The following is a 17,395-nucleotide window of genomic DNA, read 5'->3' as shown; positions in this document are numbered from 1 at the left end:
GGCCGAAGGGCTCGCGGTTGATGCGGATGCCGGCCTCCTCGTAGCGGCCGACCAGCCGGTCGCAATATTGCCAATGCCGGATCGAGCGTTCCAGCGCCACGCGCTTGGCATAGGGGATGTTGTAGGAGATCCCGCCGCCCTCATAGCTGGAAAACCCGGCGCAAAGCGTGATCTCGGCCAGGAGCCGCGCATCGGGCGTGCCGTGCCGGACCTGCACCGGCTTCTCCACCGCCTCGACCAGCCGCCGGCAGCCGTCGACGCCATGGTTGACCGCGGGAAAGCCGTTCAGCAGCGAGGTGCCCGCCGCGCGCGAGCGGTCGATGCCCTCCTGCGCCTCGGCATAGCGGTTGTGGCGGGTATAAGCGTCGATGGTCGTCGGCAGGACGTCGCAATAGGGGGCAAGCCCGTTCAGCAGCGCGATATGCTCGCGCAGCAGAGCCACCCCGGCGCGGGGTTGCAGCAGGGTGCGGTTCTCGGCATCGGCGCGGCTGAGCGCCAGCGGGAAACGCTTGGCTTCGGGCAGGGCCTCCTGCAGGCGCACGCCGGCGTCGAAATCGACATCGGGGCCGGTGGACCAGGTCTGCAGCACCTCGCGGCGCTCGGCGTCGAATGTGGCGTCGTCCAGGCGGGTATTGGTGATCTCGGTCATGGGTTCGGGAATGCTGGATCAGGCCGACAGGCGTTCGGTGATGCCGAAGGCGGCCGAGTTGTGGCCATAGGCCAGCGGGCGGCGGCTCTGGATGTCGGTCTTGAGCAGCTCGACCACATCCTCGAGCCGCACGGTCGGCGGAAACACCCGGTCGAAGCCCATCTCGAGGAAACGCTGCTCGACCTCGGCGAAGGCGCGCTTGCCGATCACCAGGTTGCCGCCGACATAAAGCAGGATCTCGCCCAGCCCGCGCTCCTCGCAGCGGGCGCGCAAGCCCTGGCAGTCGATCTCGCCATGGCCATAGATCGACGAGACCAGGATGGCATCGGCCCTTTCCTCGATGGCGGCCTGGATGAACTCGTCCTGGCTGACCATGACGCCCAGGTTCACCACCTCGATGCCGTTCCGGTCCAGCACCGCCGCGATGATCTTGTTGCCGACCGCATGGCAATCGGCGCCGATTACCCCCAGGATGACCCGGTATTCCGAGACCGCCTCCAGCATGGTTCCTCCCCTTCGCAATGAACCTGCGCCGAGGGGTAGGGGAATCACCCGCATCCGGTCAAGTTTTGTGAAGTGAAATTATAAATCGGTAATTATTGCTTATCAATTGGAGCCAAGGCCCATGTCGGACTCCCGCCGACAAATTCTGCGGCGTCGAATGCGCGCGATGATCATCGCAATGATGAGCCAAGTGACGGGAAGCCGTCGAAATGGGCTTGTCGCAGACCGGTGCGGCCGCCCGCGTATATGCCGACCGCCGGCGCGTTCTGGTCGATGGTTCGATGCCTTCCCCCCCCCCCGGGGAGCATTCGGCCCGAGCCTTGCAGATTACGCCGTCCGACCGCCCGGGGAATCCGCCAGCCTTTGCTGAAAGCTGCCGGGCATGCGCATCGTGCACTTCATGGCAGCAGGATAACCGATCCGGCCGTTTTGCGGGCTTCGAGATCGGCATGTGCCTGTGCTGCCTCTGCCAACGGATAGGTTAAGGGTTCCACAGCCATAAGGCGCTTCTCCTGCATGGCCGAGAACAGGCGTTGGGCAGCCGCCTCGTATTCCGTGCGAACCGCCGTGTAATGGGCAATCGAGGGCCGGGTGAGGTAAAGCGATCCCTTGGATCCCAGCGTGCTGATGGCCACGGGCTCGACCGGACCCGAGCTTTCCCCGAAACTGACCAGAGTTCCGCGCGGTTGCAGGCAATCGAGGGAGCGTGCGAACGTGTCTGCGCCGACCGAGTCATAGACCGCCCTTACGCCCTTGCCGCCGGTGATCCGCATCACCTCTTCGCGGAAGTCGTCGCGGCTGTAGATGATGACGTGGTCGCATCCATGGGCAAGGGCGCTGCTGGCCTTTTCCTCAGTGCTGACCGTCCCGATGACGGTGACGCCAAGCGCCTTCAGCCATTGGCTGGCCAAGGATCCAACGCCTCCCGCAGCGGCATGCAGCAATACCGTATCGTCCGGCCCAAGGCTGACGCAGCGATGGGTCAGATATTCGGCGGTCAGCCCCTTGAAGATGCTGGCAGCAACCGTTCCGCTGGCCAGCCCGGCCGGCACATGCAATGCGCGGTGCGCCGGAAGATTGCGATGCGTCGCGTAGCCGCCCGGCGGACCGCCCACATAGGCAACCCGGTCGCCGACGGCGAAGCCGGATACATCGGCTCCCACGGCGACGACCTCGCCCACGCCTTCCACCCCCGGGGTGGCAGGCAAAGGCAGCTTGGGTCCGAACACGCCCTTGCGATGATAGATGTCGATAAAGTTCAGGCCGATGGCGGCATGGCGGATCTGGATCTCGCCCTTGCCGGGAGCGGGCAGATCGATCTTGCGGAGCGACAGGACGTCCGGCCCTCCATACTCGGAAAACCGGATGGCATCGACAGACTGGATCATGATAGGGATTCCCTTGCTTTTGGCCAAAATTGCGCGCGAGCATCCTCCCGTCGACCCTCATTTCCGGCGTCTAGCTTTGCAGAATTGGAAAGCAGCATGGATTGGAATGACCTGAAGTTCTTTCTGGCCCTGGCGCAGGCAAGGACGCTTTCCGGAGCGGCGGCCCTTCTGGGTGTCAGCCCCTCGACGGTCTCTCGGCGGATCGTGACGCTTGAGGAGGCCTTGCAGGTCAGACTGTTTCGCCCGCATCGCGATGGCTACGATCTGACCGATGCGGGGCAGGGCCTGGTCCCGACAGCCGAGCAGGCCGGCGCGCAGATGCGGGTCTTCGAGCGCACTGCGCGCGAGGCCGGCGACGAACTTGCAGGTCCCGTACGGGTCGAAGCGCCGGAGCTTCTGGGCCAGGACGTGCTGCTGCCGGCCATGATCCGGCTCATGGCGGATTATCCCGCCATCCGAGTCGAGCTGCGAAGCTCGGTGCAGCCGGTTCGGCTTGCCGCAGAGGAGGCGGATATCGTTCTGCGCCTGGTTCGCCCAAGCCATGGCAACTATCGTCTGAAGAAGGTGGCCGTGATCCGTTTCGGGCTCTATGCTTCGGAGGACTATGTCCGGCGAAACGGCTACCCGGATGTGCCGGAGGATCTGCATCGGCACCAGGTCATAGGCTGGACCGAGGACCTGACCTATCTGGCCATGGCCAATTGGCTCGCGAGCCATTGTCCTGGGGTTCGCCCATCACTGCGCCTTACATCCTTTGCCGCCCAGGCCGAGGCAGTCCGACAAGGCGCCGGCTGGGCGGTGCTGCCCGACTTCATCGCCGTCCCTGCCGGCTTTGCGCCGGGAATGCCCGATTTGTTCCGCCCGGAGTCCGAACTCTGGCTGCTGACCCATGCACAGTCTCGGGCGCTCCAGCGCGTAAATCTGGTGCGAGATCGTGTCATCGTCGCGATAAGGGAGGAATTGAGCTGGTGACGACCGCAACACTCCGCGTGATCCCTAAAGTTATGCGGACTCCTCTGCTGTTCTTCAGCCGGCATATCCCACGCAGATCGCACCGGTGGTTACCGCCATTCGGGTGCATTTCGATCTTTCCAGGCATGATATCGCCGCCTATGCGGCGCCGGAGGGCCTGAACATTCCTTTAGGAATCTAGCTTACAACGCCACTCGCACGGCAGAACGCATTGTCCGTCACCTCTCTACGCCCCACGGAAATGACGCTATCAAAAAATGTCGACATTTAACATTTTTTGTGTTGAAAGTGTCGGGACGCGGTCTCGCGTCGGTTGGCACCACATTGAGGGAACAACATGGCAATCGAACTCAAACCATCTGCGGCTCCGACTCTCCTACTGAACAGCGGTCTGGATGCCGCCGCGTTGCGGCAGGCGCGGATCGATCTGGCCGCCTGCTTCCGCGCGGCAGCCAAGCTGGGCCTGCAGGAAGGCATCTGCAACCACTTCTCAGTTCTCGCGCCGGGCCGGGACGATTTGTTTCTGGTCAATCCCTACGGGTTGGCCTTCGAGGAAATCACGGCATCCAGCCTCCTGGTCTGCGATTTCGCGGGAAACGTCCTGGAAGGAGAGGGCGCCCCCGAGGCGACGGCATTCTATATCCACGCCCAGTTGCACAAGCTGCATCCGCGGGCAAAGGCAGCGTTTCACACCCATATGCCGAACGCCACCGCGCTGAGCATGATCGACGGCGACCCGTTGGTCTGGGCAGGGCAGACGGCGCTGAAATTCTACGGTAGGATCGCGGTGGACCGCGACTATAACGGCCTCGCGCTCGACTATGATGAAGGCGCGCGAATCGCCGAGGCCATGGGGGACGCGGATATCGTCTTCATGCGAAACCATGGAGTCATGGTCGTGGGGCCGACGATTGGCGAGGTCTGGGACGATCTCTATTACTTGGAACGAGCCTGCGAGGTCCAACTGAAGGCCATGTCGACAGGGCGGTCTCTTGTCGCGGTCAAACCTGAAATCGCGCAGAAGGCCTATGAGCAGATGCGGGCTGGCGATCCTGAAAGCGGCAGGCTGCATCTGGAGAGCATCAAACGCACGCTGTCGAAGCAAGACCCCTCGTTCATGGAGTGACGGCAATTTGCATTGTGCTGCCGAGCAATGTCAGCGAGAGGAAAATCAGTCCTAAAAATGTTGACATTTAACATTATTGATCTACGGTGAGTCGAAAGTGCCGCCAGAGTGCTGAGACAGCCCACCGCCAACATGGAGACGACTATGAAGAACCTGCGCCGCGGGATCGTGCTTTCGCTTGGAATCCCGCTACTTTTCGCCAGTCCCGCCAACGCTGACACACTGGCCTCCGTTCTGGAAAAGGGAAAGCTGGTGGTCGGGGTCAAGACTGACTTCGTGCCCTGGGGGATGCGCGATGCATCAGGGCAGATCGTCGGTCTCGAGATCGACCTGATCAAGGACTTTGCCCGCCGGATCGGCGAAGAGGCGGGCAAGACTATCGAGGTCGAGCTGGTGCCCGTGGCAGCCTCGAATCGGATGGAGTTCCTCGAGCAGGGACGGATCGACGTGCTGATCGCGACCATGGCCGACACGCCCGAACGGCGCCGGCTGATCGGCTTCGTGACCCCCAGCTATTACTCCTCCGGCGTATCGGTCTTTGCGACCGAGGAGAGCGGGATCGACGGCTGGGACTCGATCGAGGGCAAGAAGCTCTGCGGGATGCAGGGCGCGTTCTACCTGAGGGAACACGGCTTCGGAAACGGTGCCGACGTCGTTACGTTCAAGGGGGTGCCCGAAATCGAGAACGCCCTTTTTGCCGGACGCTGTGATGGCTGGCTCTATGATGATAGCGCCCTCGTTTCGCGCCAGGTGATCGAACCCGAGAAATGGGCAGATTACCGGATCGCGGCACCCGTGGTGTCCGAGGTCCCCTGGGGCATTGCGGTTCGGAAACAGGACGAGGCCGAACCTATCGCCGAGGCCATTTCCGAGGCCGTGGTCGACTGGCACAAATCTGGCATGATCTTGGAGCTTTCCCAGAAATGGGGCATCCCGGAAACGCCCTGGCTGATCGCCATGCAGGAAAAATGCCTGGCCGGAGATCCGGTCTGCGCAGCCAACCAGTAGCGAAATCGGAACTGGCTCCGGCCAGTTCCGGCTCCAGCCAAGTCGCAAGCAGTCGGGCAGGGATATGGCAACGATCGCAGATTTCTTTCATTGGCTCGCGGCAAAACGCGGCTACAACTTCTCGATTTTCTACGACAGGTTCGACGGAACGCAGTTCCTCTACGGTATCTGGACGACGATTCACCTGTCGTTCTTCTGCGTGCTGCTGTCCGTTCTGTTCGGCGCCATCGGAGTTTGGCTTCAACGCTCGTCCTTCGAACCTTTGCGTTGGCTGGTGGGCGCCTATGTCGGCTTCTTCCGCAACACGCCGCCGCTGGTGCAGCTTTACTTCTTCTACTTTGCCGTCGATCCGGTGCTGTCATCGGCACTTGGAGTCAAGGGCGGGCTGCTCAGCAATTACGGATGGGCCCTGCTGGTGCTTTCTCTTTATGCTGGCGCCTTCAATACCGAGATATTCCGCTCGGGGATCGAGGCAGTTCCGAAGTCGACGTGCGAGGCCGCCGAGGCGTTGGGCTATACGCCGTTGCAGATATTCCGCCATGTCACCTTCCCCCTGGCCTTCAGGGTCTCCTTCCCGGCGATGACGAGCAATCTGGTCAATCTCATCAAGACGACGACCACGGCCTATGCGATCTCGGTGGCCGAGACGCTTTATGTCGCCAACCGTATCTGGTCCGACCAATTCAACGTCTTCGAAATGATGAATGTGGTCTGGGTGGTCTATCTGGTGCTCGTGGGGCTGTTCCTTGCCTTCATGACGCGCTGGGAAAAGGCACTTCGGGTTCCTGGTTTTGGGAGAAGCAAATGAGCGAACATCCCAAATTCCACCTGCCGGTTATGCTGCCGGTCCGACCTGTCGCCACCAGCACCGCCTGTCTGGTCGCCACCCTGTCCAGCCGCTGGGGGTTGCTGGCGATCCTGTCCGGTCTCGCGCTTTGCCTAGGATTGGAGCAGGCCTGGGCGCAACAGGATATGGCCGCCTTTTCCATCTGGGAGGCTATCGTCAAATGGACCCCGCTGATCTTCTGGGGCACGGGGCAGGGACTGGGCGGCTTTGTCCTGAACATCTGGGTCAGTGTCCTTGCGATGACCATCGGCACCTGCCTGGGGCTGATGCTGGGGATTGGTCAGGTCTCGCCCCACAGGGTGTTGCGCTGGCCGTCCTGGGCCGTGACCCAGCTGTTCCGCAACTCGCCTTGGCTGGTGCTGCTGTTCTACTTCATGATGCTTCTGCCCTACGAGATCAGGATCCTGGGCTTTTCGGTGCCGTTTTCAGGATGGTTCAAGGCAACCGTCGCACTATCCCTGCCTGTCATGGCCAATATTTCGGAAATCGTGCGCGGCGCCATCCTGTCGATCCCTACCGGGCAATGGGAATCCGCCGAAAGTCTGGCCTTGACCCGCCGGCAGACCATGTGGCGCATCATCCTGCCGCAATGCGTCAAGCGGATGATCCCGCCCTGGATGAACTGGTATTGCATCCTGGTCATGTCGACGCCGCTGATCTCGATCCTGGGGGTGCAGGATGCGATGACGCTGACCCAGGATGCGCTGGCCGCGGAAGGGCGGATGGAATTGCTGATCCCGTTCTATCTTTGGCTGATGCTGTGGTTCTTTGCCTATACCTACCCCATCGCACGCTGGACCCGTCGTCTGGAAAGCCGCTTTGCGGTGAAGCTCTGAAGGAGTTGGACATGAAGACCTGGACACCATCCGAACCGATCATCTCCATTTCGAATGTTCACAAAGCCTACGGCAGCTTTCAGGTGCTCAAGGGAGTCAGCCTTGACGTCAAGAAAGGTGAGGTCGTTTGCATCATTGGACCGTCCGGATCGGGAAAATCGACCCTGATCCGCTGTATCAACGGCCTCAATGACATTCAGTCTGGGTCGATCAGGGTTGAGGGTATGGAGGTCAACGATCCAAAGCTGGACAAGCTGGCCCTACGCAAAAATGTCGGAATCGTCTTCCAACAATTTAACCTTTTCCCGCACAAGACCGTGCTTGAGAACGTGATGATGGCTCCGGTCATCGTTCTGAAGCAGGCTCGCACCGAGGTCGAGCAGCGCGCGCGCGCCTTGATCGCAAAAGTTCGGCTGGAGGGTAAGGAGAACGCTTATCCGGGTGAGCTCTCCGGCGGGCAGCAACAACGCGTCGCCATCGCACGTTGTCTGGCCATGGCGCCGGATATCATGCTGTTTGACGAAGTGACCTCCGCGCTGGATCCCGAGACGGTCAACGAGGTGCTGTCGACCATCAAGGATCTGGCGCAAGAGGGGATGACCTGCATCCTCGTGACGCATGAGATGGGTTTTGCCCGCGAGGTTGCCGATCATATCTATTTCACGGACAAGGGAGTGATCGTAGAGCACGGGCCTCCCGACGTGTTCTTCGCCAACCCCAAGGATCCTCGGACCCGAGAGTTCTTGGGAAAGGTGTTGTAATCCGGCTGAGAAGGGCAGGCGAAGATGGATCAGAAACCAGATAATCCGATCGGGACACTGGAGAACCGGGTGCTTTCCGAGTCGGTTGCCGACGTCCTGCGCAATGCCATTCTGCGCGGTGATTTCGCACCGGGTGAGCGACTGAACGAGGTCGCTGTGTCCAAGGCACTGAACATCTCGCGCGGGCCAATCCGTGAGGCGTTGCGGCAACTCGCGCAGGAGGGCATCGTTGACCTTTATCCCCAGAGAGGCGGTCGTGTCGCGGAGATAGGCGAAAGCGATATTCTGGCGGCGCTGGAAATCCGCGAACTGCTGGAAACCATGGCGAACAAGGAAACCTGCGCAGCTGTCAAGCCAGAGGACATCAGCCATCTGCGAAACGTGATGGCCTGCATGGACGAGGCACAGAAGGATATGGATATTGCGCGCTTGGCGCGCCTGGATTTCCAGTTCCATCGCGACCTTCTTGCCATTGCTGCGACCGATACCGCACAGCGGATCTGGACCATGCTCGGCGGGCGACTGATGATGTTTCAGGCGATCGGCAACCGTAGCTATTCCAAGAATCGGTCTGTCGCCCTGGCGCATGAGCCGATCATTCAGGCCCTCGAGGCAAGAGACGAGACGAGACTGCGTTCCGTTATCCTGTCCCATATCGCTGGCAACCGCGTTTCGATCGGCTGCGCAGCGGCATCCGAGGACCAGTCCCAGTAGGGTGCGGTCCTTCTGAAAACGGCGCCCAACCGGCGCCTTCGTCCTTAAACCGCAAAGGGGAATTGCCGATGAACAACGGCAAACTGGAATTTCATGGCTCGATCGTGGCCATCGTCACGCCCTTCGACCGCGACGGCGCCATCAACGAGAAGCTCTTTTCCGAGAACATCACCCGGCTGATGGCCGAGGGTGCGGGTGGCATACTGGTCGCCGGATCGACCGGGGAGGCATGGGCGCTGGACACTGCGGAAAAGGTGCGGCTGTTCTCCCTGGCGCGGGACGTCATGGGCCAGGATGCGCTCTTGATGGGTGGGACCGGTGAAATCCGCACCGATCGCACCATCGAGGCCTCGCTGGCCGCGAAAGAGGCGGGGGTGGACGCCATTCTTCTGGTTCCGCCATATTTCGTCGACCGAACGCGGGAATCCGTCGTGGCGCATTTCCGCGCCGTATCGGACGCGGTGAACTGCCCGATGGTGATCTACAATCATCCCGGCTCGACCGGCCTCAATATCGACGAAACCCTCCTTGATCCGCTGGCCGATCTCGAATGGGTCGTCGCGACCAAGGAAAGCGCGGGCGATTTCCATCAGCTGTGCCGGTTGATCGCCGGGTTCAGCGACCGGATCAGCGTCCTGACCGGCGCCTCGTCCCGGCAGGGCGCGTTCGGAGCAATGATGGGCAGCCCGGCCTTCGTCAGCAGCGTCGAGCCGCAGGTTCTGGGTGCCGAGGGGATCGCACTTTTCGAACGCGGCCGGGGCGCCGACTCGCAGGCGGCGGTGCAGTTGCAGAAAAAGTGCATGTTGGTCGACAGGATCATGTCTATCGGCACCGGGCCAGCCAATCTGAAGGCGGCGATGGAGATGGTCGGCCGGCCGGGCGGCCATTGCCGCAGCCCGATCATCGAGTTGACGCCGCAGGAACGGGATCGGGTGCACGGGCTGCTCGAGGCTGCCGGGGTCAGGACGGTGGAGTAGGAGGGCCTGTCGTGATCGGTATCGCCCGCCCCGCAACGGTGCTGAAGGAGGCTTCGGAGGTGTCCATCACCGTGGACGGGCGCGAAATTCGCGTGCTCAGGGGTGAAACGCTGGTCTCGGCGATGCTGGGCGCCGGGATCGCCGCGCCCCAGCGCAATCCGAAATCCGGCAGCGGCCGCGGGCCGTTCTGCATGATGGGACTGTGCCAGGACTGCAGGGTCCAGGTCGATGGCCGGACGGTCCTTGGATGCCTGACCCTTGTTGAGCCGGGACAGCGGATCAGCCTGATCGTTCCCGCCAAGCCCCAGGGAGATACGCTTGATGGACAGCTGTGACATCCTGGTGATCGGCGCCGGCCCGGCCGGCATGGAGGCCGCCCTTGCCGCCTCGGCTGGGGGGGCGCGGGTGATCGTCGTCGAGCGCGCGCCTTGGCCGGGAGGGAACATCTTTCGCCATCACGGGCTGGTCCGGTCCTCGGGGGCAGGGCGGGCGCGACGGCCGGGGGACGCGCTCAAGCGGCGGTTCCTGGCAAGCGGATGCGACATCCGGCTGGGATGCAGCGTCATCTCGGCCGCGGCAGATCGCAGCGTCGTGGTCGCCGGCCCCTCGGGGCTGCAGCGCATCCGGGCCCGAGCGGTCATCCTTGCCTGCGGCGCGAGCGAACGGATCATTCCCTTCCCCGGCTGGACCAGCCCCGGCGTGATCGGGCTGGCCGCGCTGACCAACATGATGAAGGCCGACGATGCCGTTCCGGCCGGACGCATCGTGCTCAGCGGGATGGGGCCGCTGCTCTATTCCGCTGCATGGAAGGCGCATGGCCTCGGTGCGGATATCGCCGCCATCGTCGATCCTCTGCCGCTTGGTGACTGGCTGGCAGCGTTGCCGCGGATGCTGGCCCGTCCGGGTCTTCTGTCGACCGGCGCCTATTGGATGATGCGGCTGCGACTGGCCGAGATTCCCATCCTGCGACATTCTCATATCCGGGAAATTCGCGATCAGGACGACCGGAAGATCGTCGTCGTCAGCCAGGCCGGCGAGGCCGAGCGCATGATCCCTGCCGATTTCGTCTGCGCCGGTCATGGGTTGCGCCCAAATACCGAGGTGACGCGGCTGATTGGCGCCGAGCACGAGTTCCTGGCTGCACGCGGCGGACTTGTCCCGGTGCTGACCGAAGATTCCGAAACCACCGTGCCGGGGTATTTCGTTGCCGGCGACAGCGGTGGAATCGCCGGGGCCGAGTCCGCCCTGCGCCATGGCGCGCAGCTGGGCCGTCATGTCGCGGCCTTACTTGGCAAGCCCGCGCCGGTTTCCAGGGTTTCCGCCATCTGGTCGGCTTGCCGGATGCGGATGGCCAGCAGCTTCGGCCGGGCTATGGCCGGGCTCGCGGCGCCCCGGGAAGAACTTTACGACATGATCGGCGACGATACCGTTATATGCCGCTGCGAAGAGGTCACCCGCGCGGAATATTGCCACGAACTCGTCAACCCGCATGCTGCCAAGATGCGGACAAGATGCGGGATGGGCCCCTGCCAGGGCCGGTATTGCGGCGATACGGCGGCCTTCCTTCTGGCCCGGCATCGCGACCTGCCGATGGCGCAGGCGGAACGCTGGACGCCGCGCTTGCCGATCTTTCCGACCAGCATCGACGAGTTGATCGGCGACTTCCAGGATTCGGACCTGGTATCATCAGCCGCCAGCGCGGCGGAAAGGGGCCTGCTATGAGTCAGTTCGATGTTCTCATCATCGGCGGCGGCGTGCTTGGCACCTGCAGCGCGATACAATTCGCCCATCGCGGCCTTAAGGTCGGGCTGGTCGAGATGCGGAGCGCGCTCTGCATGGAAAGCTCGGGCCGCAATGCCGGGGGGTTGCCCATCCAGATCCAGAAGCCCGACCTGGTGCCTTACTCGCTTGCCAGCATGGATTACTGGCAGGGCCGGGTCGCGCCCTTCACCATTGACCTGGACTTCCACCGCATCGGATCGCTGGCGGTAGCCATCAACGAGGATGACGAAGGGGTGATCCGCGAACTGAACGAAAAGCGCATCGCACAAGGCGCTGAGATCCATCATATTTCGCGCCGGCAGGCACTGGAACTGGAGCCCGAGCTGGCGCCGGACATCCGCATGGCCGGCTATTGCCCCGCCGACGGTCATGTGAACCCGCTGATCGGCGGGCGCGCCTTCGAGGAACTGGCGCGCAACCTCGGCGTGACCCTACTGCTTGGCTCTACGGTTTCGCGCATTGAAAGGTCGGGCGCCGGATACCGGATCACGGCGGGCGACCGGACGTTGCGAGCAAGCCGCGTGGTGCTGGCCACCGGCGCATGGCTCGAACAGGGGCTACGCCAGTTCGGAGTCGAGGCGAGGCTGACGGTCCGCGTCAACCAGATGGCGATCACGGAACGCTCGCATTGGCCGATGCGGCGCTACGTGACCGTGGCGGCCGGCAACCTTTCGGTCAAGCAGCTGACGCCCGGCGGCATCGCCATCGGCGGCGGCTGGCAGGGCCGCGGAGCGACCGATCCGGAATGGTCCGAACTCGACCTCGACAGCTTCGTGGGCAATCTGAGACTGGCGGCACGGGTAGTTCCTCGACTTCGCAGCCTCCGTGTGGTCAGAACCTGGACTGGGTTCGATGTTCGCAATGACGCTTTCGATCCGCTGATCGGTGTCATTCCAGGCCACGATAATGCCTATGTGCTGGGCGGCATTTTTTGCGGCTGGCACTTGGGCCCTTGCATTGGTGCGATTTTCGCCGACACCATTCTTGGCAGGCCGACGGCCTTGCCCTTGCCAGCCGGCGCGATCGGCCAGGCCATAGCGGTGGCTGCCTGATACCGATCCGAATTGCCGTATCTTAGCCGCACATACCTTAGTGGAGGAACCATGAAAATTGTGATCGGAGGCGCCGCTCAGCCTGAGGATATCCCCGGGTTTGATCAAATTGGAGTCGAACACGAGATCGCTTTTGCCCCAGATGACGAGACCCTGCGCCGACATCTTCCCGAGGCGGAGGTGTTCGTCAGCTGGAGCTTTCGGAACTCTGGTCTGGAACGGAACTGGGATTGCGCCGGCAAGCTGAAATGGCTGCATTGGTGTGGGGCAGGGGTTAAGCCTGCCTTGTTCCCGGCCCTGGTTGACAGCAAGGTGGTCCTGACCAACGCCCGGGGCATCTTCGACCAGGCGATGGCAGAATATGTGCTGGGCATGGTTTTGTCCTTCAGCATCGGACTGCCGGGAATGTTGGCCGAACAAGCGGAGCGGCGCTGGACCTATCGACAATCGGAACTGCTGAAGGGGACGCGTGCCGCCGTATTCGGCGTAGGAGGCATCGGTCAGCGGATTGGCGAGCTGCTCCGGGCCGTGGGCGTGAGCGTGACCGGAATTGGCCGAACCCCGCGCCAGACCGAGACCGTGTTCGGACGGGTCCTCGGACGCGAGGATCGCTTTGCGGTCCTTGCCAAAGCGGATTGGATCATCGCGGTCATGCCCGACACTCCCGATACCGAGGGCTATTTCGGAGCGGATGAGTTCAGGGCCATGCGGCATTCGGCACGGTTCCTCAATATTGGACGCGGCAACAGCGTCGATGAGCCTGCATTGGTGGAGGCGTTGCGTCGCGGTCAGATTGCAGGTGCTGCGCTGGATGTGTTTGCACAAGAACCCTTGCCGGAAGACAGCCTGCTCTGGTCTGTCCCAAACTTGATCATCACCCCTCATGTTTCAGGCGATTTCCAAGGCTACGAACGCGCGATGTTCATGCAATTCCTGGAAAACCTGGAGCGCTTTGCCAAGGGGAAGGCCCTGCTGAATGTCGTGGACAAACACGCGGGCTACGTCCCAGCCTCACTGTCGTGCTCAACTTGAGATCCTCTTTGTAAGGTATGCTGTCCCTGCTTTCATGACACCGTGCTTCGCGAAATCACGGACCTAGTTGATCGGAGAGTGCTTGAGAAAGAGGATGGAATGACCGCAGCATCAGCACAGGTGGGTTGAGCGGGGCAGGGCTGAAGGTTGAACGCTACCTTCAACCCCAACATAATGCCTTATGCTATGCGGCAAGCTTGGGGATCTGCCGCTCGACCAATCGCAAGTATCGTTGGTTGCAGGCCCCCGCAACCATCTTTACTTGCGATCCACCCCGCTCTCCGGCGGGGTTTTTCGTTTGCGCGGAAATCGTAAGGATTCCAGCGAGATCGCCCTGAACGTCGATCTCCACCTTGCCGTCCACAGGCGTCAGAACGATCTTGTCCACCAGCGAGCGCAGAATGTCCGCCGCCTCGACCCGCTTCTCTTCATCTTCGTCCTGCAAGGCTTCATAGAGCTGCTGCACCCGCCTGCGGTATTGCAGCGCCATCGAGGGGTGCAGAAGGGGAGGCGGTTCCTCAGCCTCGGCCAGGAACAGAGCCAGCTCCTTCTTGCGGTGTTCGAGCAGGACCATCTTGGAGTTGATGGCGTCAGCCGCGCCGCCCTTGAGGATTAGGTTGAGCAGCGTGTCGAGTTCCCGGTCGATCTTCGCCATCTCGGCCTCGGCCGCGGCGATACCGGCGCGACCCTCCATGCGCAGCCGGTTCATCTCTTGCGTAAACACCGCGCAGAAGTGAGCAAACAATTCGGGATCGACAAGTTTGGTGCGAAGCGCATTCAGCACGCGCGTCTCCAATTCGTCGCGGCGGATGTTGGTTCGGTTATCGCAGGTGCCTTTGTTCCGTGCGGTCGAGCAGCCGATCAGGGTCGCCGAGATCGCGGAATAGCCGCCGCCGCAACAGGCGCATTTGGTCAGGCCCGAGAAGAGATATTTCGGCCGGCGTCGGTAGTTCATCTTGCGGACGTCGGCGATGCCGCTCTCGTCCCGCTCGGTCCGGTTCTCGCCCTGCCTTGCCTTCACCGCGTTCCAGAGGTCGTCATCGAGGATGCGCAGCTCCGGCGCCTCTTGGATGACCCATTCGGATTCGGGATTGGGGCGAGCTTGGCGCTTGCCCGTATCGGGGTCTTTGACGAAGCGCTGGCGGTTCCAGACGATCTTGCCGACATACATCTCGTTGTTGAGGATGCCGTTGCCACGCTTCGGGTTGCCGTTGATCGTGCTGAAACCCCAATCGCCACCGGACGGCGCGGGGATACGGTCCCTGTTCAGGGCGAAGGCGATGGTCTTGGCCGACTTGCCGGCTGCGTAGTCGCGGAAGATACGGCGGACGACCTCGGCCTGCGCCTCGTTGATGGTGCGGTCGCCACGGACGGGCTCACCATTGGCATCGAACTTCTTCACCACGTCATAGCCGTAGGAATTGCCGCCGCCCGACTTGCCGGCCTCGACGCGACCGCGTTGCCCGCGTCGGGTCTTGTCGGCCAGATCTTTCAGGAACAGCGCGTTCATCGTGCCCTTGAGGCCGACATGCAACTCGCTGATCTCACCTTCGGACAGGGTGAACATCTTCACATCCGCATAGCGCATGCGCTTGTAGATGCCGGCGATGTCCTCCTGGTCGCGGCTGATCCGGTCCAGCGCCTCGGCCAGGATCATGTCGAACCGGCCGCGCGCGGAATCCATGATCACCGCCTGGATGCCGGGACGCTGGATCATGCTGGAGCCGGAGATGGCGTGATCGGAATATTCCTCGACCACCGACCAGCCTTCCTTCTCCGCCCGCAGGCGGCACATGCGGAACTGGTCGGCGATGGACGCCTCGCGCTGATTGTCCGACGAATACCGGGCGTAGATCGCGACTTTCACTGCACATCTCCTTTCGGCATCAGGAGGTGCGCTTCCCCCTTCGACGCGTCATCTTCACTTCCTCGGCGTAGCATTCCCGCGCTGCCTGCCGCGCCAGAAACTCGACGAGACGCAGAAGGCGCGGATCGGGATTGCCGCACGGTGTGAACGTCAGTTCCGGCTCGTCGATCATCAGGGATTCGAGCAGCGCTTCGCGCTCGCTTCCTGTCATCTTGGCTTTGTTTCCGGGGGCTCGCAAGGTCATAACTTGCAACATTCCCGTCGTTTCTAACGTAAGCAACTGAAATCAAAGCCGTATATTTGGCGGCGGTCGGGGCGATAACGGTGGCGTTGTCGCGCTCGGGCGAAGCATGGCGTGCCACAGCATATTGAAAATACTGGCGGGAACGCGCAGTATTCTTCCGCATGAATGGCTTGTGGTGCGAGTCTCGCGGCATCGCTGACATCCCTTGTTTTCAAGGCCGACATCGGCTATATGTCAGGATATATAGCACGGAGGCCAGCCATGAGCAATGCCGCACAGAAGAGGGCGATCGAGAATTACCGGACACGACTGACACAGCGTGGCTTCAAGCGCTTCGAGGTCCTGGCGCTGGAATCCGATCGTGAGCTGATCCGGTCGCTCGCCCGCCAACTGGCGGAGGAGGGGCCAGAAGCGGAGCAAGCCCGACAGACGGTGAAGGCTCTGGTCTCGGGGGAACCGCCGAAAACCGGCGGTATCCTGTCGGCCCTGCGTCGCTCGCCTTTGGTTGGCGCCGATCTTGATCTGGTGCGCTCTCGCGAAGAGGGGCGCCGGGTCGATCTGTGACGCGCTATCTCCTCGACACCAATATCATCAGCAACGTCATCAAGCCGCAGCCGTCGGAAGCGCTGCTGGCGTGGTGGGCAGGGCAGCGCGACAAAGACCTGTTCATTTCGGCGCTGACCATTGCGGAAATCCGACGCGGCATTCTGGAGAAGCCACGCGGGAAAAAGCGCGATGCTCTCGATGCCTGGTTCTCGGGACCGGAGGGGCCGCAGGAGCTGTTTGCCGGCCGCATTCTCTCGTTCGATCACAAAGCGGGCCTGATCTGGGCACGGTTGATGGCGGACGGCAAGGCCGCTGGCCGTCCGCGCAGCGCTCTCGACATGATCATCGCTTCTGTCGCAGGTGCGAACGACTGCATTGTGGTTACGGACAACGAGAAGGACTTTGCCGGGCTGGAGTTCGTCAATCCGCTGCGTCCGGTGGGATGATGCCAGGCAGGCCGGGATCAAGAACGGGTTCGTCCCACTTGCGTGCGACGCCGAGCCAGCGGTTCACGAAGGCCTGAAACTCGGGCTCTCCGAAGCGAAGCTGGAACGTATAGAGGCGATTTACTACCTGCCGCATCAGATCACGCATTTCGTTGTCGTCAATGCGCGAAAGCTCTTGCCATGGAATTTGATTGCCGTCGGCATCGACGACGATAACATCGGAGAAATCTCCGGCTTTCGTTACCGGCATCCGCCCCGCATGGATGTTCTCCAGCATGGTGTTGCGTACGCAGATCATGGCCGTCGCCTTGGCGAGTTGGGCCGCAATCCTGTCAACGGCGGCGTAAAAACCTGCCACTGGGCGGCGCAAAAGTCGGCCACCGTTGTGCGCGGCTGAGACCGCTGCGAGGGCGTAGCCCGAGCGGGGGTCTCAGCCGCGCGTTGCGGTTTTCGAGGAGGGGGGATCAGCCGGCCTTTCTGGCGCGACTGTTGGCGAGGCGGTAGCTTTCGCCATTCATCTCGAGGATGTTGACGTGGTGGGTCAGCCGGTCGAGAAGCGCGCCGGTGAGGCGTTCGGAGCCGAAAGTTTCGGTCCATTCGTCGAAAGGCAGATTGCTGGTGATCAGGATCGATCCGCGCTCGTA

21 protein-coding genes are annotated in these 17,395 nt (G+C 62.1%); 14 read left to right on the top strand and 7 right to left on the bottom strand.

The features are described from left to right. The 3 genes from AQY21_RS08015 to AQY21_RS08005 form a co-directional block, all read right to left on the bottom strand. The coding region (locus AQY21_RS08015; protein WP_203416445.1) for a hypothetical protein at positions 1–649 on the bottom strand (649 nt) is incomplete at its 3' end. A gap of 18 nt (positions 650–667) precedes the next feature. Beyond that, a complete protein-coding gene (gene glmS, locus AQY21_RS08010) occupies positions 668–1,153 on the bottom strand; it encodes a methylaspartate mutase subunit S (RefSeq protein WP_058097187.1) in 486 nt (161 codons plus the stop codon). Between the two features lie 398 nt (positions 1,154–1,551). After that, the gene (locus AQY21_RS08005; protein WP_058097186.1) at positions 1,552–2,541 is read right to left on the bottom strand and encodes a quinone oxidoreductase; all 990 of its coding nucleotides are present in this window, start codon (positions 2,539–2,541) and stop codon (positions 1,552–1,554) included. Positions 2,542–2,625: 84 nt separating this feature from the next. On the opposite strand from AQY21_RS08005, the gene AQY21_RS08000 reads away from it, so the two are divergent. The 12 genes from AQY21_RS08000 (at position 2,626) to AQY21_RS07945 (ending at position 13,648) form a co-directional block, all read left to right on the top strand. After that, a complete protein-coding gene (locus AQY21_RS08000; RefSeq protein WP_203416443.1) occupies positions 2,626–3,513 on the top strand; it encodes a LysR family transcriptional regulator in 888 nt (295 codons plus the stop codon). Between the two features lie 337 nt (positions 3,514–3,850). Then, entirely contained in the window at positions 3,851–4,639 is a 789-nt protein-coding gene (locus tag AQY21_RS07995) for an aldolase (RefSeq protein ID WP_058097185.1), read from the top strand. 144 nt (positions 4,640–4,783) lie between these two features. Beyond that, positions 4,784–5,647 carry a transporter substrate-binding domain-containing protein gene (locus AQY21_RS07990; protein ID WP_058097184.1) on the top strand — a complete coding sequence of 288 codons (864 nt, stop codon included), beginning with the start codon at positions 4,784–4,786 and terminating at the stop codon, positions 5,645–5,647. Positions 5,648–5,711: 64 nt separating this feature from the next. Then, positions 5,712–6,455: an amino acid ABC transporter permease gene (locus AQY21_RS07985; RefSeq protein WP_058097183.1), complete on the top strand. Its 744-nt coding sequence runs from the start codon at positions 5,712–5,714 to the stop codon at positions 6,453–6,455. Continuing rightward, complete coding sequence (locus AQY21_RS07980) at positions 6,452–7,330, top strand: amino acid ABC transporter permease (protein ID WP_082658033.1); 879 nt, start codon at positions 6,452–6,454, stop codon at positions 7,328–7,330. Before AQY21_RS07985 ends, AQY21_RS07980 begins: the two co-directional genes overlap by 4 nt. An 11-nt stretch (positions 7,331–7,341) precedes the next feature. Further along, positions 7,342–8,091, top strand: coding sequence for an amino acid ABC transporter ATP-binding protein (locus tag AQY21_RS07975; RefSeq protein ID WP_058097182.1), 750 nt, complete (start codon positions 7,342–7,344; stop codon positions 8,089–8,091). A gap of 24 nt (positions 8,092–8,115) precedes the next feature. Continuing rightward, positions 8,116–8,805: a GntR family transcriptional regulator gene (locus tag AQY21_RS07970; RefSeq protein ID WP_058097181.1), complete on the top strand. Its 690-nt coding sequence runs from the start codon at positions 8,116–8,118 to the stop codon at positions 8,803–8,805. A 68-nt stretch (positions 8,806–8,873) separates the two neighbouring features. After that, positions 8,874–9,782, top strand: a complete 909-nt coding sequence (locus tag AQY21_RS07965) for a dihydrodipicolinate synthase family protein (RefSeq protein WP_058097180.1) — start codon at positions 8,874–8,876, stop codon at positions 9,780–9,782. A gap of 11 nt (positions 9,783–9,793) precedes the next feature. Continuing rightward, positions 9,794–10,117: a (2Fe-2S)-binding protein gene (locus tag AQY21_RS07960; RefSeq protein ID WP_058097179.1), complete on the top strand. Its 324-nt coding sequence runs from the start codon at positions 9,794–9,796 to the stop codon at positions 10,115–10,117. Next, a complete protein-coding gene (locus tag AQY21_RS07955; protein ID WP_058097178.1) occupies positions 10,104–11,504 on the top strand; it encodes an NAD(P)/FAD-dependent oxidoreductase in 1,401 nt (466 codons plus the stop codon). Before AQY21_RS07960 ends, AQY21_RS07955 begins: the two co-directional genes overlap by 14 nt. Continuing rightward, a complete protein-coding gene (locus AQY21_RS07950; RefSeq protein ID WP_058097177.1) occupies positions 11,501–12,616 on the top strand; it encodes an FAD-binding oxidoreductase in 1,116 nt (371 codons plus the stop codon). Before AQY21_RS07955 ends, AQY21_RS07950 begins: the two co-directional genes overlap by 4 nt. Before the next feature lie 51 nt (positions 12,617–12,667). Continuing rightward, entirely contained in the window at positions 12,668–13,648 is a 981-nt protein-coding gene (locus AQY21_RS07945) for a D-2-hydroxyacid dehydrogenase (protein WP_058097176.1), read from the top strand. Between the two features lie 184 nt (positions 13,649–13,832). Here the strand turns inward: AQY21_RS07945 and AQY21_RS07940 are convergent, their stop codons facing one another. Both AQY21_RS07940 and AQY21_RS07935 read right to left on the bottom strand, forming a co-directional pair. After that, positions 13,833–15,515 carry a recombinase family protein gene (locus tag AQY21_RS07940; RefSeq protein WP_058097175.1) on the bottom strand — a complete coding sequence of 561 codons (1,683 nt, stop codon included), beginning with the start codon at positions 15,513–15,515 and terminating at the stop codon, positions 13,833–13,835. Positions 15,516–15,534: 19 nt separating this feature from the next. Further along, entirely contained in the window at positions 15,535–15,726 is a 192-nt protein-coding gene (locus AQY21_RS07935) for a hypothetical protein (RefSeq protein ID WP_238986719.1), read from the bottom strand. A 294-nt stretch (positions 15,727–16,020) separates the two neighbouring features. On the opposite strand from AQY21_RS07935, the gene AQY21_RS07930 reads away from it, so the two are divergent. Then, positions 16,021–16,323, top strand: a complete 303-nt coding sequence (locus tag AQY21_RS07930; protein WP_058097173.1) for a hypothetical protein — start codon at positions 16,021–16,023, stop codon at positions 16,321–16,323. Beyond that, positions 16,320–16,751 (top strand): PIN domain-containing protein, encoded by a 432-nt coding sequence (locus AQY21_RS07925; protein WP_058097172.1) that lies wholly within the window; start codon positions 16,320–16,322, stop codon positions 16,749–16,751. Before AQY21_RS07930 ends, AQY21_RS07925 begins: the two co-directional genes overlap by 4 nt. Here AQY21_RS07925 and AQY21_RS07920 read toward each other — a convergent pair. Then, positions 16,726–17,049, bottom strand: coding sequence for a hypothetical protein (locus AQY21_RS07920; protein ID WP_058097171.1), 324 nt, complete (start codon positions 17,047–17,049; stop codon positions 16,726–16,728). The two genes, AQY21_RS07925 and AQY21_RS07920, sit on opposite strands and share 26 nt — an antisense overlap. Positions 17,050–17,215: 166 nt before the next feature. Continuing rightward, positions 17,216–17,395: ATP-binding protein (locus AQY21_RS07915; protein WP_161905974.1), on the bottom strand; the 180-nt coding region annotated here is incomplete at its 5' end.

The organism is Paracoccus sp. MKU1 (assembly GCF_001447385.1).
In the GTDB taxonomy this organism is placed as follows: domain Bacteria; phylum Pseudomonadota; class Alphaproteobacteria; order Rhodobacterales; family Rhodobacteraceae; genus Paracoccus.
The sequence above is the reverse complement of the archived record's forward strand: the minus strand, read 5'-3'. Positions and strand labels throughout refer to the sequence as shown.

Excerpts from the sequence above, each read along its gene's own strand:
- glmS (WP_058097187.1), bottom strand. The coding sequence starts at position 1,153 with ATGCTGGAGGCGGTCTCGGAATACCGGGTCATCCTGGGGGTAATCGGC.
- AQY21_RS08005 (WP_058097186.1), bottom strand. The coding sequence starts at position 2,541 with ATGATCCAGTCTGTCGATGCCATCCGGTTTTCCGAGTATGGAGGGCCG.
- AQY21_RS07995 (WP_058097185.1), top strand. The coding sequence starts at position 3,851 with ATGGCAATCGAACTCAAACCATCTGCGGCTCCGACTCTCCTACTGAAC.
- AQY21_RS07990 (WP_058097184.1), top strand. The coding sequence starts at position 4,784 with ATGAAGAACCTGCGCCGCGGGATCGTGCTTTCGCTTGGAATCCCGCTA.
- AQY21_RS07985 (WP_058097183.1), top strand. The coding sequence starts at position 5,712 with ATGGCAACGATCGCAGATTTCTTTCATTGGCTCGCGGCAAAACGCGGC.
- AQY21_RS07980 (WP_082658033.1), top strand. The coding sequence starts at position 6,452 with ATGAGCGAACATCCCAAATTCCACCTGCCGGTTATGCTGCCGGTCCGA.
- AQY21_RS07975 (WP_058097182.1), top strand. The coding sequence starts at position 7,342 with ATGAAGACCTGGACACCATCCGAACCGATCATCTCCATTTCGAATGTT.
- AQY21_RS07970 (WP_058097181.1), top strand. The coding sequence starts at position 8,116 with ATGGATCAGAAACCAGATAATCCGATCGGGACACTGGAGAACCGGGTG.
- AQY21_RS07965 (WP_058097180.1), top strand. The coding sequence starts at position 8,874 with ATGAACAACGGCAAACTGGAATTTCATGGCTCGATCGTGGCCATCGTC.
- AQY21_RS07955 (WP_058097178.1), top strand. The coding sequence starts at position 10,104 with ATGGACAGCTGTGACATCCTGGTGATCGGCGCCGGCCCGGCCGGCATG.
- AQY21_RS07950 (WP_058097177.1), top strand. The coding sequence starts at position 11,501 with ATGAGTCAGTTCGATGTTCTCATCATCGGCGGCGGCGTGCTTGGCACC.
- AQY21_RS07945 (WP_058097176.1), top strand. The coding sequence starts at position 12,668 with ATGAAAATTGTGATCGGAGGCGCCGCTCAGCCTGAGGATATCCCCGGG.
- AQY21_RS07935 (WP_238986719.1), bottom strand. The coding sequence starts at position 15,726 with ATGACAGGAAGCGAGCGCGAAGCGCTGCTCGAATCCCTGATGATCGAC.
- AQY21_RS07930 (WP_058097173.1), top strand. The coding sequence starts at position 16,021 with ATGAGCAATGCCGCACAGAAGAGGGCGATCGAGAATTACCGGACACGA.
- AQY21_RS07920 (WP_058097171.1), bottom strand. The coding sequence starts at position 17,049 with ATGATCTGCGTACGCAACACCATGCTGGAGAACATCCATGCGGGGCGG.